The organism is Pseudomonas sp. VA159-2 (genome assembly GCF_024126635.1).
GTDB lineage: Bacteria > Pseudomonadota > Gammaproteobacteria > Pseudomonadales > Pseudomonadaceae > Aquipseudomonas > Aquipseudomonas muyukensis.
On record NZ_JAMYBV010000002.1, the window covers coordinates 72,277 to 87,607 of the forward strand.

Annotated in this window: 18 protein-coding genes; 10 read left to right on the forward strand and 8 right to left on the reverse strand. The window is 64.7% G+C overall.

Annotated elements, in window-relative coordinates:
* Positions 1-48: 48 nt before the first annotated feature.
* The 6 genes from modC to NJG22_RS02275 form a co-directional block, all read right to left on the reverse strand.
* A complete protein-coding gene (gene modC, locus NJG22_RS02250) occupies positions 49-1,140 on the reverse strand; it encodes a molybdenum ABC transporter ATP-binding protein (protein ID WP_253092208.1) in 1,092 nt (363 codons plus the stop codon).
* A gap of 1 nt (position 1,141) precedes the next feature.
* The gene (gene modB, locus NJG22_RS02255) at positions 1,142-1,822 is read right to left on the reverse strand and encodes a molybdate ABC transporter permease subunit (RefSeq protein ID WP_253092210.1); all 681 of its coding nucleotides are present in this window, start codon (positions 1,820-1,822) and stop codon (positions 1,142-1,144) included.
* A complete protein-coding gene (modA, locus tag NJG22_RS02260) occupies positions 1,822-2,580 on the reverse strand; it encodes a molybdate ABC transporter substrate-binding protein (RefSeq protein WP_253092212.1) in 759 nt (252 codons plus the stop codon). Before modA ends, modB begins: the two co-directional genes overlap by 1 nt.
* Positions 2,581-2,851: 271 nt before the next feature.
* A complete protein-coding gene (locus NJG22_RS02265; RefSeq protein WP_253092214.1) occupies positions 2,852-3,940 on the reverse strand; it encodes a nitronate monooxygenase in 1,089 nt (362 codons plus the stop codon).
* Between the two features lie 34 nt (positions 3,941-3,974).
* Positions 3,975-4,145 (reverse strand): hypothetical protein, encoded by a 171-nt coding sequence (locus NJG22_RS02270; protein WP_167659519.1) that lies wholly within the window; start codon positions 4,143-4,145, stop codon positions 3,975-3,977.
* Positions 4,146-4,152: 7 nt separating this feature from the next.
* On the reverse strand, positions 4,153-4,455 hold the full coding sequence (locus tag NJG22_RS02275; RefSeq protein WP_134693685.1) for a DUF1883 domain-containing protein: 303 nt from the start codon (positions 4,453-4,455) through the stop codon (positions 4,153-4,155).
* A gap of 160 nt (positions 4,456-4,615) precedes the next feature.
* Here NJG22_RS02275 and NJG22_RS02280 point away from each other — a divergent pair, with 160 nt between their 5' ends.
* From NJG22_RS02280 to NJG22_RS02325, 10 genes are all read left to right on the forward strand, one after another.
* Complete coding sequence (locus NJG22_RS02280; protein WP_253092216.1) at positions 4,616-4,975, forward strand: hypothetical protein; 360 nt, start codon at positions 4,616-4,618, stop codon at positions 4,973-4,975.
* Between the two features lie 146 nt (positions 4,976-5,121).
* Positions 5,122-5,772 (forward strand): c-type cytochrome, encoded by a 651-nt coding sequence (locus NJG22_RS02285; protein ID WP_253092217.1) that lies wholly within the window; start codon positions 5,122-5,124, stop codon positions 5,770-5,772.
* Entirely contained in the window at positions 5,769-6,683 is a 915-nt protein-coding gene (locus NJG22_RS02290; protein WP_253092219.1) for a c-type cytochrome, read from the forward strand. Before NJG22_RS02285 ends, NJG22_RS02290 begins: the two co-directional genes overlap by 4 nt.
* A 94-nt stretch (positions 6,684-6,777) precedes the next feature.
* Positions 6,778-8,139, forward strand: coding sequence for a UDP-glucose/GDP-mannose dehydrogenase family protein (locus NJG22_RS02295; protein ID WP_253092221.1), 1,362 nt, complete (start codon positions 6,778-6,780; stop codon positions 8,137-8,139).
* Between the two features lie 47 nt (positions 8,140-8,186).
* On the forward strand, positions 8,187-9,026 hold the full coding sequence (gene galU, locus NJG22_RS02300) for a UTP--glucose-1-phosphate uridylyltransferase GalU (protein WP_217847568.1): 840 nt from the start codon (positions 8,187-8,189) through the stop codon (positions 9,024-9,026).
* Positions 9,027-9,125: 99 nt separating this feature from the next.
* Positions 9,126-10,481, forward strand: coding sequence for a glutathione-disulfide reductase (gene gorA, locus NJG22_RS02305; RefSeq protein ID WP_253092223.1), 1,356 nt, complete (start codon positions 9,126-9,128; stop codon positions 10,479-10,481).
* Positions 10,482-10,780: 299 nt separating this feature from the next.
* Entirely contained in the window at positions 10,781-11,344 is a 564-nt protein-coding gene (ahpC, locus tag NJG22_RS02310) for an alkyl hydroperoxide reductase subunit C (RefSeq protein WP_133330622.1), read from the forward strand.
* A 125-nt stretch (positions 11,345-11,469) separates the two neighbouring features.
* Positions 11,470-13,032: an alkyl hydroperoxide reductase subunit F gene (ahpF, locus tag NJG22_RS02315; RefSeq protein ID WP_253092225.1), complete on the forward strand. Its 1,563-nt coding sequence runs from the start codon at positions 11,470-11,472 to the stop codon at positions 13,030-13,032.
* Between the two features lie 173 nt (positions 13,033-13,205).
* On the forward strand, positions 13,206-13,775 hold the full coding sequence (locus tag NJG22_RS02320) for an SPOR domain-containing protein (RefSeq protein ID WP_253092227.1): 570 nt from the start codon (positions 13,206-13,208) through the stop codon (positions 13,773-13,775).
* Positions 13,776-13,914: 139 nt separating this feature from the next.
* On the forward strand, positions 13,915-14,340 hold the full coding sequence (locus NJG22_RS02325) for a GTP pyrophosphokinase (protein ID WP_253092229.1): 426 nt from the start codon (positions 13,915-13,917) through the stop codon (positions 14,338-14,340).
* A 6-nt stretch (positions 14,341-14,346) separates the two neighbouring features.
* On the opposite strand, the gene NJG22_RS02330 is transcribed toward NJG22_RS02325, so the two are convergent.
* Together NJG22_RS02330 and NJG22_RS02335 are read right to left on the reverse strand one after the other, a co-directional pair.
* Positions 14,347-15,039 (reverse strand): endonuclease I family protein, encoded by a 693-nt coding sequence (locus tag NJG22_RS02330; RefSeq protein ID WP_134693696.1) that lies wholly within the window; start codon positions 15,037-15,039, stop codon positions 14,347-14,349.
* Between the two features lie 6 nt (positions 15,040-15,045).
* The gene (locus tag NJG22_RS02335) at positions 15,046-15,288 is read right to left on the reverse strand and encodes a DUF1654 domain-containing protein (RefSeq protein ID WP_253092231.1); all 243 of its coding nucleotides are present in this window, start codon (positions 15,286-15,288) and stop codon (positions 15,046-15,048) included.
* Between the last annotated feature and the right edge of the window lie 43 nt (positions 15,289-15,331).

A 15,331-nucleotide genomic window follows, 5' to 3' on the forward strand; every position in this document is an offset into this window, starting at 1 on the left:
TCCAGGCAGGGGTGGTGCTGCAATGGACAACAGCCGCCGCGTTGTTGCTCAGCCGAGCAGCGCCACCGATTTGATCTGCGCCCACAGCCGCTGGCCGGGCTGCACGCCAAGCTGCTCGGCCGAGTAGCGGGTGATGCGCGCCAGCAGGGCATTGCCGTTGGCCTCCAGGCTCACCAGTACATGGGCTGGGTTGTCCGCGGCGCGGCACTCGCGCACCCGAACCGGCAGGCGGTTGAGGATGCTCGAGGCGGTGTCCGCGGTCAACGCCAGGCTGACGTCGCGAGCCTGGACCTTGAGCCGCAGGGTGCTGCCGACATGCAGCTCGGGGTGGGCGATGCGCAGCAGTGGACCATCGCTGCCGGGCAAGCGCAGGTCGAACAGCCCGTAGTGCCGGTCATGGCCGACCACCACGCCTTCGAGTACCACGCCGGCGTCCTCGCCCTGGGCCAGCGACAGGTCGAGGCGGGCCAGGGTCTGGCCGATCGGCCCGCTGGCCAGGGCCTGGCCTTGCTCCAGCAGCACCAGGTGGTCGGCCAGGCGAGCCACTTCGTCCTGGGCATGGCTGACGTAGATCAGCGGAATGTCCAGCTCGTCGTGCAGGCGCTCCAGGTACGGCAGGATTTCGCGTTTGCGGGCGCTGTCCAGGGCCGCCAGGGGTTCGTCCATCAACAGCAGGCGCGGGCTACTGAGCAGGGCCCGGGCGATGCCGACCCGTTGCGCCTCGCCGCCGGACAGCGTGACCGGCTTGCGCGCCAGCAGGTGGCCGATCCCCAGCAGCTGGCAGGCGTGTTCCTGGCTGATCTTGCGCGCCTTGGGCGCGATCCGGCGCCAGCCGAATTCCAGGTTGTCGCGCACCGACAGGTGCGGGAACAGGCCGGCCTCCTGGAACACATAGCCCACCGGGCGCTTGTGCGGGGCCAGGAAAAAACCGCGGGCGCTGTCTTCCCAGACCTCGCCGTTGACCTCGATGTAGGCGCTGGCGGCGCGCTCCAGCCCGGCCAGGCAGCGCAGGCAGGAAGTCTTGCCCGAGCCTGAATGGCCGAACAGCGCGCTGATGCCGCGCCCCGGCAGTTGCAGGTCGACATCCAGGGTGAAGTCGTCGCGCGCCAGTTTCAGGCGCGCCTGTATCGATGTGCTCATCTCAGCTCCAGCCAGCCTTGCTGCGGCGGCCAGCATAGAGCATCAGCAGCACCAGGAAGGAGAACGCCAGCATGGCCCCGGCCAGCCAATGGGCCTGGGTGTATTCCATGGCCTCGACGTGATCGAAGATCTGCACCGAGACCACACGGGTCTTGTCGGGGATATTGCCACCGATCATCAGCACCACGCCGAACTCGCCCACGGTATGGGCGAAACCGAGGATGCTGGCGGTGACGAAGCCTGGGCGGGCTAGCGGCAGCACCACGTGAATGAAGCTGTCCCAGGGGCTGGCACGCAGGGTGGCGGCCACTTCCAGCGGGCGCTGGCCGATGGCGCCGAAGGCGTTCTGCAGCGGTTGCACCACGAACGGCATGGAGTACACCACCGAGCCGATCACCAGGCCGGTGAAACTGAACACCAGGCTACCCAGGCCCAGGGCCTGGGTAGCCTGGCCAATCCAACCATGGGGCCCGAGGGCCAGCAGCAGGTAGAAGCCGATCACCGTCGGCGGCAGTACCAGGGGCAGGGCCACCACCGCGCCGATCGGCCCGCGCAGCCAAGAGCGGGTACGCGCCAGCCACCAGGCGATGGGCGTGCCCAGCACCAGCAGGATGGCGGTGGTCAGGCTGGCCAGCTTGATGGTCAGCCAGATCGCGGCTAGGTCACTGGCGTCCAGCGGCATCAGATTTCATAGCCGTAGGACTTGATCACGGCAGCGGCCTTCGGGCCCTTGAGGTAGTCCACCAAGGCCTTGGCGGCCGGGTTGTCCTTGCCCTTGTTGAGGATGACCGTGTCCTGGCGGATGGGGTCATGCAGCGCGGCGGGGACGATCCATGCCGAACCTTCGCTGACCTTGCCATCCTTGTAGATCTGCGACAGGGCGACGAAGCCCAGTTCGGCATTGCCGGTGGAGACGAACTGGAACGCCTGGGTGATGTTCTGGCCCTCGACGATCTTGGCCTTGGTGGCTTCGGTCAGGTTCAGCTTGGCCAGTACCTGGGTGGCGGCCAGGCCATACGGGGCGGCCTTGGGGTTGGCGATGGACAGGTGCTTGAAGTCGTTTTTCTTCAGCACTTCGCCCTTGGCGTCGACGTAACCCGGCTTGGCCGACCAAAGCGCGAGGGTGCCGATGGCGTAGGTGAAGCGCGAGCCGGCGACGATTTCCTTTTCCTGCTCGAGCTTGGCCGGGGTGCTGTCGTCTGCGGCGAGGAAGACTTCGAACGGCGCGCCGTTCTTGATTTGCGCGTAGAACTGGCCGGTGGCGCCATAGGCGGCGACCAGCTTATGACCGGTGTTTTTCTCGAAGTCCTTGGCGATGGCCTGGATCGGCGCTGTAAAGTTGGCCGCTACGGCGACCTGTACTTCGTCGGCCCAGGCACTATGGAGGCAGATAAGGCTGGCGAGGGTACTGGCGGCCAGGTAGGGCAGGCGAATGCGCATGCGAACGGCTCCTGAGGAAGGGGGTATCGTTGTGGTGTGAAATATATAGCGATATCCGCCTACGGGGAAGGCCTTGCCCCTGCGACCCCAGCCTGAGTGACGCCCGAACACCAGCGCAGCCGGTGCCATCTTCCGCGTCGCCTGGTTCGCCAGCAAGGCTGGCTCCTATGGGGCAGGGTGCGCCGCAAACCTGTAGGAGCCGGCTTGCCGGCGAACACCGGCGCAGCCGGTGCCATACACCGCGCGCCTGGTTCGCCAGCAAGGTTGGTGCTTACGAGCCGGTGTCGGTCGCTCGACCGTAGACGCCGGCCTTGCTGGCGATCTCCCGGGTCAATTCGCCCGCGCCCATGTGCCGGCCAAGGCGCAAGGCCTGGCCCGACCACAGGTTGCTGAAATCGCTGTTGCCCTGTGGGTCGGTGATAGCCCGTAGTGGCATCAGCGCGCCGCCGGCCAACGGGAACTGGGGTGCCAGCGCGCTCATCGGCCCCAGTTCGCGCATGATGCGGTTGTTGATGCCCCGCGCCGGGCGGCCGGTGAACAGGTTGGTCAAAGCGGTATCGCTGGCCGCCGCGCTGTCCAGGGCGCGACGGTGGGCGGCGCCGACCTTGGCCTCGGGGCAGAACAGGTAGGCGGTGCCGATCTGCACCGCCGCAGCGCCCAGGGCCAGGGCGGCGCGCAGGCCACGGTGGTCGGCGATGCCGCCAGCGGCGATCACCGGGACCGTTACCGCATCGACCACTTGTGGCACCAGGGCGAAGGTGCCGATCTGGCTGGTGATATCGCTAGTCAAGAACATGCCCCGGTGGCCGCCGGCCTCATAGCCCATGGCGATGACCGCATCGCAGCCGTGCTGCTCCAGCCAAATGGCTTCTTCCACGGTGGTGGCGCTGGACAGGACTTTGGCCCCGGTGGCTTTCACCCGTTGCAACAGTTCCGCAGACGGCAGGCCAAAGTGGAAACTGACCACCTCTGGGCGCAGTTGCTCGACCCACTGGCAACTCTGCTCATCGAACGGCGCGCGGTTGGACACCGGCGTCGCGGCCTCGAAATCGGCACCGACTTCGTCGTAGTACGGCTTGAGCGCCTGCTTCCAGTGGGCGTCGCGTTCGGGGTCGGGGGCGGGCGGCTGGTGACAGAAGAAATTGAGGTTGAGCGGGCCCTGGCAGGCCGCGCGGAATGCCTCGATCTCGCCACGAACCTGCTCTGCAGTGAGCATGGCGCAGGGCAGGGCGCCCAGGCCGCCGGCGTTGCCGACGGCGATGGCCATCGCCGAACCCGTGGCGCCGGCCATGGGCGCCTGGAGAATGGGCACCTCGATGCCCAGCAGGTCGAGGATGCGGCGGTCTTGCCAGGTGCTCATGGGCAACTCCTTGAGTGCGGCGTGTCGGGCGTGATTACAGGGCCTTGCTGACCTGGATGTCGCTGATCTTCTCGGCGTCCTCGCCGTGGATCTTGCGCAGCGCTTGTTGCGCCTGTTCCAGGGAGGCGTCGGGCATCTGGGCGAAATCCCAGCGGCGCTGGCCGTCGAGCTTGTACTTGATCACGTATTTGGTGGTCTGGGTCATGCTGTGGTTATCCGAGTTTCGACGACGAGCGACGAATGATCTTGATCTTGTGGGTCAGGGTCGGTTTGCGCGTGACCGAAATAGGCCGTGTGGTCACGGTGTCGATGGTGATGTTCCAGAAGCCGGTGCTGGGCACGGTGATCTTCGCCGGGAACTTATCGAAATGGCCGCCGTGATAGGTGTGTCGACCACCGTTCTTGAAACTGCGGAAGTTGGCGTCGTTCATCAGGCGGATGTTGCAGCGCTGGGAGCACTCGATGACGACGATGTCGTCCTCGTTCAGGTGCTCGCGCTGGTGTACGAATTTCATGGGGTGCTCCGCAAGGATTGGTTCTGCAAACGCGCACGATATCACGATGTGCGGTTACACTTGCGCCCGGCTGGCCCCGCCAGGGAGATTTCTGCCATACCAGGGAGCAAATCGGCATGGACGCGGTCACAGGATGACTTTGAAGGTGGAGAGAGCAGCAATGAAATGGGTGGTAGCAGCCGTGTCGCTGGCGTTGGGTGGTTGTGTCAGCGTTTCTGAGTTGGAACAGTCCCACGCGACGCTGGACGTGATGTCCGGCAAATCGCCGCGCGACTATGCCGAGTGCGTGAAACGCAAGCTGGCCGATAGCCGCGATCCGTTGCAGGAAGAAGTGCGCGATGGCGGCTTGCGCCTGATCGTGCCGCAAAAACTCTCGTCCGGTGCCGGCCCGGCGGCTTTGCTGGACATCGACAAGCGTGGCAGCGGTAGCGCCATCAAGGTCTACGAGCGGCTGAACAACTTCCCGCTGCGCCTGGGCGACGTGCGTACTGCCGCCACCCAGTGCATCTCCGGTTCTTGATCTGGCTCAGTTAAAAAGCAATTAACTGGCTCTTTGCCACTTTCCTTCCCGGCGGCACGTTGTCGCAGGCCGGGGAATAAGCCTAGTATTTCTGGGCTTATATCGTTTAAGCCTAAGCTTATAACAAGGAAAATGGAGCCTCCGTCATGAAACCCCTGAGCCCCGTCGTGATTGGCAGCTTGCTGATCCTGGCCTGGCCCTCGGCGCACGCTGCCGACGGCCAGAAAATCTTCAACCAGGGCGGGCAGAACCCCGCCGCCATGGCCTGCATGGGCTGCCATGGGCCGGATGGCAAAGGCATCGCCGCCGCTGGTTTTCCCCGCCTGGCCGGCTTGTCAGCCGGTTATCTCGCCAAGCAACTGGACGATTTTCGCAACGGCAGCCGCCAGCAGCCGGTGATGGAACCCTTGGCCAAGGCCATGGCGCCTGCGGAAATCGAGGCGGTCAGCGCTTATCTGAGCAGCTTGCCCGCCGATACCGCGCCCGACGTGCGCCGCCAGCAGATCGCCAACGACCCGGTGACCCGCCTGGCACTGTATGGCGACTGGAGCCGGCAGATCCCCGGTTGCGTGCAATGCCACGGGCCTGGCGGCAGCGGCATCGGCGAGCACTTTCCGCCCCTGGCCGGGCAGCCGGCTGGCTACCTGGTGGCCCAGCTCAATGCCTGGCGCGACGGCAGCCGCCACAACGACCCCAACCAGTTGATGGTCAACGTGGCCAAGGCCATGACCGAAACCGAGGTCAAGGAAGTCGCCGATTACTTCGCCAAGCTGTCCAGCCCGGAGGTCAAGCCATGAAGCCGATGATTCCAACCCTGTTGCTGCTAGCCGTCGGCAGCATCCAGGCCGCGCCTATCGCCATGGAAGACCAGTCCCAGCTCAAGGTCCCCGGTGTGCAGGCTGCGCCGCAATTTACCCCGCCGGCGGAAAACGCGATTCCGGACAACGCCTTTGGCAAGATGGTCCGCGAGGGCCATGCGCTGTTCGTCGATACCCGGCGGTTGATGCCCGAAGCTGCGAAAAATGGCCTGAACTGCAGCAACTGCCACCTGGACCAGGGGCGCATGGCGCATTCGGCGCCGCTATGGGGCGCCTACCCGATGTACCCGGCGTATCGCAAGAAGAACGACAAGGTCAACACCTTCGCCGAGCGTATCCAGGGGTGCTTCACCTTCAGCATGAACGGCAAGCCACCGGCGGCCGACAGCCCGCAGATGACGGCCTTGAGCGTATACGCCTATTGGTTGTCGACCCAGGCGCCGACGGGTGTGGAGATTGCCGGGCGTGGCTACCCCGAGGTGCCCAGGCCGGCAGCTGGCTACGACTTCAAGCGGGGCCAGCAGGTGTATCAGCAGCAGTGCGCAATCTGCCATGGCGACAACGGCGAAGGGCAGAAGGTGGCCGGGGAGTACGTGATGCCGCCGTTGTGGGGCAAGGACTCCTATAACTGGGGGGCCGGCATGCACCGGATCAACACCGCCGCGTCGTTCATCAAGTACAACATGCCACTGGGCAAGCCTGGCAGCCTGAGCGACCAGCAGGCCTGGGACGTGGCCGCCTGGATCAACCGCCATGAGCGGCCGCAGGATCCTCGCCTGGTGGAGGGCTCGATCGAGAAGACCCGGCTGAAGTTCCATGCCAACGATGGGGTCAACCTGTATGGGCAGAAGGTCGATGGCGTGTTGATCGGGCAGGGCATCGGCGGCTGAGGTGCAGGCCTGTCATCACCTTGCCCCAGCCTTGTCACCGCCCTGCAATCCTCGCTGATGTTCCATGGCCGCAACCGACAAAGGAGGCGTGGCCATGGAACTGTGTGTGATCGGGGCGGGTTACGTGGGGCTGGTGACTGCCGCCTGTTTCGCCGAGATGGGCAACCGCGTGGTCTGCCTGGAACAGGACAAGGCACGCCTGGCGCAACTGCGCGAGGGCCAGTGCCCGATCTACGAGCCCGGCCTGCAGGCGCTGCTGCAAGCCGGCCTGCGCAGCGCCCAGCTGAGTTTCAGCGATGACTGCAGCCTGGCCTTGGCGCGGGCCGAGGTGGTGTTCATCGCCGTTGGCACGCCCAGCCACGAGGACGGTTCGGCCGACCTGCAGCAGGTGCTGGCGGTGGCCGACAGCCTGGGCCGTCACCTGCCGCGCGCCTGCCTGGTGGTGAACAAGTCGACGGTGCCGGTCGGGACCGCTGAGCGCCTGGCCCGGCAGATTGCCGCTGGCTTGCGCAGCCGTGGTGCCCGCTTTGTCGTCGAGGTGGCGAGCAACCCCGAATTTCTCAAGGAGGGCAGCGCCATTGATGACTTCCTGCGCCCGGACCGGATTATCATCGGTAGTGACAGCGCGCAGGCCGTACAGTGCCTGCAACGGCTGTATGCGCCTTTTGTGCGCAACCGCGAGCGAATCCTGCTGATGTCGCCGCGGGCCGCAGAATTCAGCAAGTACGCCGCCAACGCTTTCCTGGCCACCAAGATCTCCTTCGTCAACGAACTGGCCGGGCTGTGCGGCCACCTGGGCGTGGACATCGAGCAGGTGCGCCGTGGCATCGGCAGCGATAGCCGCATTGGCAGCCACTTCATCTATGCCGGTTGTGGCTACGGAGGCTCCTGCTTCCCCAAGGACGTGCGGGCCCTGCTGCATTGCGCCGAGCAGCAGGGTTACCAACCGGCGATCCTCAAGGCCGTGCAGGCGCGCAACGGCGAGCAGAAGACCCTGTTGTTCCAGGCCCTGCACCAGCATTTTGGCGGCGTGCTGCGCGGTCGTCACGTGGCGGTGTGGGGCATGGCCTTCAAACCCGGCACCGACGACCTGCGCGAGGCGCCGAGCCTGGTGCTGCTGGACGCCTTGCTGGCCGCCGGGGCGCAGGTCCAGGCCTGCGACCCGGCGGCGCTGGCCGGGGTGGCAGGGCGTTATCCGCAGGCCTTGGCCAATGGCCAACTGCGCCTGAACGAGGACCCCTACAGTTGCGTCGAAGGGGCCGACGCGCTGGTGCTGGTGACTGAGTGGAAGCAGTTCCGTCAGCCCGATTTCATCCGTGTCAGGGGGCTGATGCGCATGCCGGTGCTGTTCGACGGACGCAATATTTACGATCCCTCGGAACTATCTACACTGGGATACCTCTATCATGGCATCGGCCGACCACGGGCGGGGCATTGTAAGGTGACCGCCGCCTGATTAGACTGCGCCGAATTTCGTACGCAAAGCCCTTGTTAAGGACGTATATGATCAAGAAATGCTTGTTCCCGGCAGCCGGTTACGGCACCCGCTTCCTGCCCGCTACCAAAGCCATGCCAAAGGAAATGCTGCCGGTGGTCAACAAGCCACTGATCCAGTATGGCGTTGAAGAGGCGCTTGACGCGGGCCTGAACGAGATCTCCATCGTCACCGGTCGCGGCAAGCGCGCCCTGGAAGACCACTTCGACATCAGCTACGAGCTGGAAACCCAGATCAAGGGCACCGACAAGGAAAAATACCTGGTCGGTATCCGCCGCTTGCTCGACGAATGCTCGTTCTCCTACACCCGCCAGACCGAAATGAAAGGCCTGGGCCATGCGATCCTCACCGGCCGCCCGCTGATCGGCGACGAGCCGTTCGCCGTGGTACTGGCCGACGACCTGTGCGTCAACCTTGAAGGTGACGGCGTGCTTGCGCAGATGGTTGCGTTGTACAAGAAGTACCGCTGCTCGATCGTTGCCATCCAGGAAGTCGACCCGCAGGAAACCAACAAGTACGGCGTCATCGCCGGTGAAGAGATCAAGGACGGCATCTTCCGTGTCGACGCCATGGTCGAAAAGCCCAAGCCCGAAGACGCCCCGTCCAACCTGGCGATCATCGGTCGCTACATCCTCACCCCGGACATCTTCGAGAAGATCGAGCAGACCGAGCCGGGCAAGGGGGGCGAGATCCAGATCACCGACGCCCTGATGAAACAGGCTGCCGAAGGCAACGTGATCGCCTACAAGTTCAAGGGCAAGCGTTTCGACTGCGGTGGCGCCGAAGGCTATATCGAGGCGACCAACTTCTGCTTCGAGCATTTCTACAAGGCCGGCAAGGCGTACTGATACGCCCATGCCAGTCCAAGGAGCCACCCTTCGGGGTGGCTTTTTTGTTTGCGGCGGGCAACGGCGGTATGCTGGGCGCCTGCCTAGGGGAGTGAATGCATGGCCTACGATTTTGATCTGTTCGTGATTGGCGCCGGTTCCGGCGGTGTGCGCGCGGCGCGCTTCGCCGCGGGCTTTGGTGCAAAAGTGGCAGTGGCCGAGAGCCGCTACCTGGGTGGCACCTGCGTCAACGTCGGCTGCGTGCCAAAGAAGCTGCTGGTGTACGGTGCCCACGTCGCCGATGAACTGGAACAGGCCGCCGGTTTCGGCTGGACCCTGGAAGAGGGCCACTTCGACTGGGGCACGCTGATCGCCAACAAGAACCGCGAGATCGAGCGCCTCAATGGCATCTATCGCAACCTGCTGGTCAACAGCGGCGTGACCTTGCTCACCGGCCATGCGCGCATCACCGGCGCCCATGAGGTGGAAGTCGAAGGCCAGCGCTACAGCGCGGCCAACATCCTCATCGCCACCGGCGGCTGGCCCCAGGTGCCGGACATCCCGGGCAAGGAGCTGGCGATCACCTCCAACGAGGCGTTCTACCTCAAGGACCTGCCACGCCGCGTGCTGGTGGTGGGCGGTGGCTACATCGCCGTGGAGTTCGCTGGCATCTTCCAGGGCCTGGGCGCCGACACCTCCTTGCTCTATCGCGCAGACCTGTTCCTGCGTGGCTTCGACGGCTCGGTGCGCACCCACCTGAAGCAAGAGCTGGAAAAGCGCGGCATGAACCTTGAGTTCAACGCAGACATCCAGCGCATCGACAAGCTCGACGACGGCAGCCTCAAGGCCACCCTCAGGGATGGCCGCGAGCTGCTCGCCGATTGCATCTTCTACGCCACCGGGCGCCGGCCGATGCTGGACAACCTGGGCCTGGAGAACACCGGCGTCGAACTGGACCCGCGTGGTTTCATCCGCGTCGATGCGCAGTACCAGACCACCGAGCCGTCGATCCTGGCCATTGGCGACGTCATCGGCCGCGTGCAACTCACCCCGGTGGCCCTGGCCGAAGGCATGGCCGTGGCCCGGCGCTTGTTCAAGCCCGAGCAGTACCGCGCGGTCGACTACCAGAACATCCCCACTGCGGTGTTCAGCCAGCCGCCGATCGGCACCGTGGGCCTGACCGAGGAGCAGGCGCTGGCGGCAGGGCACAAGGTGCAGATCTTCGAGAGCCGTTTCCGGGCGATGAAGCTGACCCTCACCGACATCCAGGAGAAGACCCTGATGAAGCTGGTGGTGGATGCCGACACCGACAAGGTGCTGGGCTGCCACATGGTCGGGCCGGATGCCGGCGAGATCATCCAGGGCCTGGGTATCGCGCTGAAGGCTGGGGCGACCAAGCAGCAGTTCGACGAGACCATCGGCGTGCACCCGACCGCCGCGGAAGAGTTCGTGACCATGCGCACCGTCACCCGCTGAGCGCCTCTGGCGCAGACCTTTGTAGGAGCGGCCTTGCGTCGCGAAAGGGCTGCAGAGCAGCCCCAGCAACATCAGCTTGTTCGCCGATATCCTGGGGCCGCTTTGCGGCCCTTTCGCGACACAAGGCCGCTCCTACACGTGCTGGGTCCGCCTTTGCTCAGCCCAATCCCTTCTATTAATAATCCCGCCTTATAGCCAAAACCAATCAGCAGCATGAGCTTTGCCAATGAGCCTTTGCCCGGAACAGTCGGTAGGATTCACTCATCAACTGATTCCAACCCCATGAAGGAGCGTCTCTCATGCCAATCATCAACAGCCAGGTCAAACCGTTCAACGCCACCGCCTACCACAAGGGCGAATTCGTCCAGGTCAGCGAAGCCGACCTGAAAGGCAAGTGGTCCGTCGTGTTCTTCTACCCGGCCGACTTCACCTTCGTCTGCCCGACCGAACTGGGCGACCTGGCCGACAACTACGCCGAGTTCCAGAAACTGGGCGTCGAGATCTACGGTGTGTCCACCGACACCCACTTCACCCACAAAGCCTGGCACGACACCTCGGACACCATCGGCAAGATCCAGTACCCGCTGATCGGTGACCCGACCCACATCATCTCGCGCAACTTCGACGTGCTGATCGAGGAAGCCGGCCTGGCCGATCGCGGTACCTTCGTGATCAACCCGGAAGGTCAGATCAAGATCGTCGAGCTGAACGACGGCGGTGTTGGCCGTGACGCCACCGAGCTGCTGCGCAAAGTGAAGGCTGCCCAGTACGTTGCCGCTCACCCAGGCGAAGTTTGCCCGGCCAAGTGGAAAGAAGGCGAAGCCACCCTGGCTCCATCGCTGGACCTGGTCGGCAAGATCTAAGCCGATGCACAGCCCGCGGGCGGTAGACAGCCGCCAAAGCTGAAGCAGTTACCGCCCCGTAAAAACGCCCGGGCGACCTCGCCTGGGCGTTTTTGTATCCGAGTTTTGAAAAAGGAATCGCCCGTATGTTGGACGCCACGCTTAAATCGCAACTGAAAACCTACCTGGAGCGGGTCACCCAGCCGATCGAGATCGTTGCCTCCCTCGACGACGGCGCGAAGTCCCGCGAATTGCACGACCTGCTGGTGGAAATCGCCGGCCTGTCGAACCTCATTACCTTCAGCGCGGACGGCAGCGATGCCCGTCGCCCATCATTTTCGCTGAACCGCCCGGGGGGCGATATCAGCCTGCGCTTCGCCGGCATCCCCATGGGCCACGAATTCACTTCCCTGGTGCTGGCGCTGCTGCAGGTCGGCGGTCACCCGTCCAAGGCCAGCGCCGAGGTGATCGAGCAGATCCAGGCCCTGGAAGGTGAGTTCACCTTCGAGACCTACTTCTCGCTGTCGTGCCAGAACTGCCCGGATGTGGTCCAGGCGCTTAACCTGATGGCGGTGCTCAACCCCAACGTGCGCCATGTGGCCATCGACGGCGCGCTGTTCCAGGACGAAGTCGACGCCCGCAAGATCATGGCGGTGCCAAGCATCTACCTGAACGGCGAGTTGTTCGGCCAGGGCCGCATGGGCTTGGAAGAGATCCTCGGCAAGCTCGACACCAATGCCGGTGCCCGCCAGGCCGAGAAGATCAACGCCAAGGACGCTTTCGACGTGCTGGTGGTCGGCGGTGGCCCCGCCGGCGCCGCGGCGGCCATCTATGCCGCGCGTAAAGGCATCCGCACCGGTGTTGCCGCCGAGCGTTTCGGCGGCCAGGTGCTCGATACCCTGGCCATCGAGAACTTCATCTCGGTGCAGGAAACCGAAGGGCCGAAACTGGCCAGCGCATTGGAAGAACACGTCAAGCAATACGACGTAGACATCATGAACCTGCAGCGCGGCGAGGCGCTGATCCCGGCCACCGCTGGCGGCCTGCACGAAGTACGCCTGGCCGGTGGCGCCTCGCTCAAGGCCAAGACCGTGATCCTCGCCACCGGTGCCCGCTGGCGCGAAATGAACGTGCCGGGCGAGCAGGAGTACCGTGCCCGTGGCGTTGCCTACTGCCCGCACTGCGACGGCCCGCTGTTCAAGGGCAAGCGCGTGGCGGTGATCGGCGGCGGCAACTCTGGCGTGGAAGCGGCCATCGACCTGGCGGGCATCGTCGCCCAGGTGACCCTGATCGAGTTCGATAGCCAGCTGCGTGCCGACGCCGTGCTGCAACGCAAGCTGCACAGCCTGGCGAACGTCAAGGTGATCACCAGCGCCCTGACCACCGAAGTGCTGGGCAATGGCGAGAAGGTCACCGGCCTGCGCTACAAGGACCGCGGCACCGAGCAGGTCCATGACCTGGCGCTGGAAGGCATCTTCGTGCAGATCGGCCTGCTGCCCAACACCGATTGGCTCAAGGGCACCGTCGAGTTGTCGCCGCGTGGCGAGATCATCGTCGACGCCAAGGGCCAGACCAGCATCCCGGGGGTGTTCGCTGCCGGTGACGTGACCACGGTGCCGTACAAGCAGATCGTGATCGCCGTGGGCGAGGGCGCCAAGGCCTCGCTGGCCGCCTTCGACCACCTGATCCGCAGCTCGGCGCCGGCGTGAGCCGAACGCCGTAGGTGAAAGCGCCGCCATGCCCTTGGGCTGGCGGCGTTTTCGTATTGCTGTTTTGACCGTTTCCCACGACATACCCTGCAACCTTCCACTATCGCCGTACCCCTGCGGCCAGCCCCCGCGCTCATGCTAGAATCCGCCCCTTCGAATCTGGAGGTAGACGCGTGCGCAATCTGGCGGTGGTAATGGCGGTGCTGGCCCTGGCGGGCTGTGACAACGAGGTCGAAGGCGTGCACAAGCAGGTGGCCGAACATCTGCACAACCCCAAGACGGCCAAGTTCGCCAACGTGCGCTTCGACACCCAGGGTTCCATCTGCGGCCAGGTGCGAGGCAAGGATGACAGCGGCCAGTACGAGCCTTATCGCAGCTACGTGGCGATCAAGCACGACGGCCAGTACGAGATTCTCATCGACCAGACCGGCAACAACCTGCGCATTCGTGAAGTCTGCGGCGGTGCCGAGCTGCAGCGCCGAGCCGATGCACTGGCCGAGCAGCCGGCACCGCAAGGCTGGGATGTGGAAGTGATTCAGGGCCCGAACATGGGCGCGCTGACCGACATGACCGCGCGGCTGATCGAGAAGGGCATCCCGTCGTCGGTGGAGTATCGCGAGGGCAAGCCGGTGGTGTTGATGGGGCCCTTCCCGAGCAAGGCCGAGGCCGAGGCGCGCAAGGCCGAGGTAATGGGCAAGCTGGGCACCGATTCGATCGTCATCCAGCACGGCGCCAAGCGCTGAGCCCCCGCGCCAGGGGAACCCGCCTCGGCCGTGCAGGCGCCAGCCTTGCCGGCCAACCAGGTCATGCGCTGGAACACGTGGCCTGGCCCCGCTGTCACAGCTATGCTGACAAGGGCAGGGGCGAGCGGGGGAGCACCTCATGGCAACGCTGGAACGGGCCATCGCGGTGGCCATCAAGGCCCATGAAGGGCAGTACGACAAAGGCGGGGCAGCCTACATCCTCCACCCGTTGCGGGTGATGGAACGGGTGACCACCCCCGAGCAGCGCATCGTCGCGGTGTTGCACGACGTGCTGGAAGACACCCCGTTCACCCTCTCCGACCTGGCCCGAGAAGGCTTCCCGCTGAAGATCCTCGCCGCGCTGCTGGCCCTGAGCCGTCGTGAAGGGGAGAGCTACGAGGCCTTCGTCATCCGCCTGGGCGTCGATCCCTTGGCGCGCCAGGTCAAGCTGGCGGACCTGGCCGACAACAGCGACCTGTCGCGCATTGCCCATCCTGGCCCCGCGGACCTGGCCCGCTTGAGCCGCTACCAGCAAGCCAGCGCCTACCTGCAGACGCTGGCCTGACCGGCATCAGCCACAGGCCTTGAGGTTGACCGGCCCGACGAACGCGTTGCCATGCCCCATCACGCATGCCACCTGCTGGTTGCGTTGCAGCTCCCAGGCCTGCGGCGGGTAGGTCTTGTTCCAGGCCTCGAACAGTTGCCGGTCCTGCTTGGACAGGCGCAGGTCGTACTGCTTGCTCATGTAGAAGTAGGTGCGTGCGATCATGCCGCGAATCGAGGGCCGCGGCATGACCTTCTTGGCCTTGAAGTCGACCTGTGTCAGGCAGCTGCCGTACTGGCCGTGCTGCTCGGGCAGCCAGCCGAAGCTGTAGTTGCTGCGGTCGCCGTTGACCTCGCCAATGCTGGGCACCAGGTTGTGCAGATCGGCCTCGGCGCGCTGGTAGACCTTGTCGTTGCGCGAGCAATTCTTGCGCCCGCCGCTTTGCCAGCACTGGCGCTGGTGGCCGATCTGCCAGGCCGGGACGATGTGTTCCCACTCGATGCGCGAGGCGCGGTTGAGGTTCTTGCGCGGCGCGTAGCCACATGAGGCCAGGTCGACTTTGTTGCCCTTGTACTTGCAACCGCAATAGAACTCGGTGGACTGTGGCGCGTACAGCTTCCAGGCGACCTTCTTGGCCTCCTGGAAGGTGCGCGGGGCGTCGGCGTGGGCGAGCGGGGTGGTCAACAGCAGGCAGGCGACAGCGAAAAGCGAAACTCTCATGCGGGGTCAGTCTTCCTTGGGCACGGTCCAGAAAATCTGCACGCCACCGTCGTCGCGGTGGGCGAGGGTGACGTTGTCGTTTTCGGCGATTTCCTCGAGCAGGGTTTCCCAGTCGTCGGGCGATTCGTGGTCGAGGCGGAAGATCAAGGCGGCGCGGCTGCGCTGGGCGGTGGGGCTGTTGATGATCTTCTGGATGCGCTGACCCAGTTGTTCATAACTGCTCGGCGACGCGGAGGCGGGTTTGGCCACGGGGCTATTCCTTGTTTTGCTGTATGCGCATACAGTATTTCAC

Coding starts and splice junctions, on each gene's coding strand:
- gorA (WP_253092223.1), top strand. CDS start 9,126: ATGGCCTACGATTTTGATCTGTTCGTGATTGGCGCCGGTTCCGGCGGT.
- NJG22_RS02295 (WP_253092221.1), top strand. CDS start 6,778: ATGGAACTGTGTGTGATCGGGGCGGGTTACGTGGGGCTGGTGACTGCC.
- modA (WP_253092212.1), bottom strand. CDS start 2,580: ATGCGCATTCGCCTGCCCTACCTGGCCGCCAGTACCCTCGCCAGCCTT.
- modB (WP_253092210.1), bottom strand. CDS start 1,822: ATGCCGCTGGACGCCAGTGACCTAGCCGCGATCTGGCTGACCATCAAG.
- ahpC (WP_133330622.1), top strand. CDS start 10,781: ATGCCAATCATCAACAGCCAGGTCAAACCGTTCAACGCCACCGCCTAC.
- ahpF (WP_253092225.1), top strand. CDS start 11,470: ATGTTGGACGCCACGCTTAAATCGCAACTGAAAACCTACCTGGAGCGG.
- NJG22_RS02330 (WP_134693696.1), bottom strand. CDS start 15,039: ATGAGAGTTTCGCTTTTCGCTGTCGCCTGCCTGCTGTTGACCACCCCG.
- NJG22_RS02270 (WP_167659519.1), bottom strand. CDS start 4,145: ATGACCCAGACCACCAAATACGTGATCAAGTACAAGCTCGACGGCCAG.
- NJG22_RS02325 (WP_253092229.1), top strand. CDS start 13,915: ATGGCAACGCTGGAACGGGCCATCGCGGTGGCCATCAAGGCCCATGAA.
- NJG22_RS02275 (WP_134693685.1), bottom strand. CDS start 4,455: ATGAAATTCGTACACCAGCGCGAGCACCTGAACGAGGACGACATCGTC.
- NJG22_RS02280 (WP_253092216.1), top strand. CDS start 4,616: ATGAAATGGGTGGTAGCAGCCGTGTCGCTGGCGTTGGGTGGTTGTGTC.
- modC (WP_253092208.1), bottom strand. CDS start 1,140: ATGAGCACATCGATACAGGCGCGCCTGAAACTGGCGCGCGACGACTTC.
- NJG22_RS02265 (WP_253092214.1), bottom strand. CDS start 3,940: ATGAGCACCTGGCAAGACCGCCGCATCCTCGACCTGCTGGGCATCGAG.
- galU (WP_217847568.1), top strand. CDS start 8,187: ATGATCAAGAAATGCTTGTTCCCGGCAGCCGGTTACGGCACCCGCTTC.
- NJG22_RS02285 (WP_253092217.1), top strand. CDS start 5,122: ATGAAACCCCTGAGCCCCGTCGTGATTGGCAGCTTGCTGATCCTGGCC.
- NJG22_RS02290 (WP_253092219.1), top strand. CDS start 5,769: ATGAAGCCGATGATTCCAACCCTGTTGCTGCTAGCCGTCGGCAGCATC.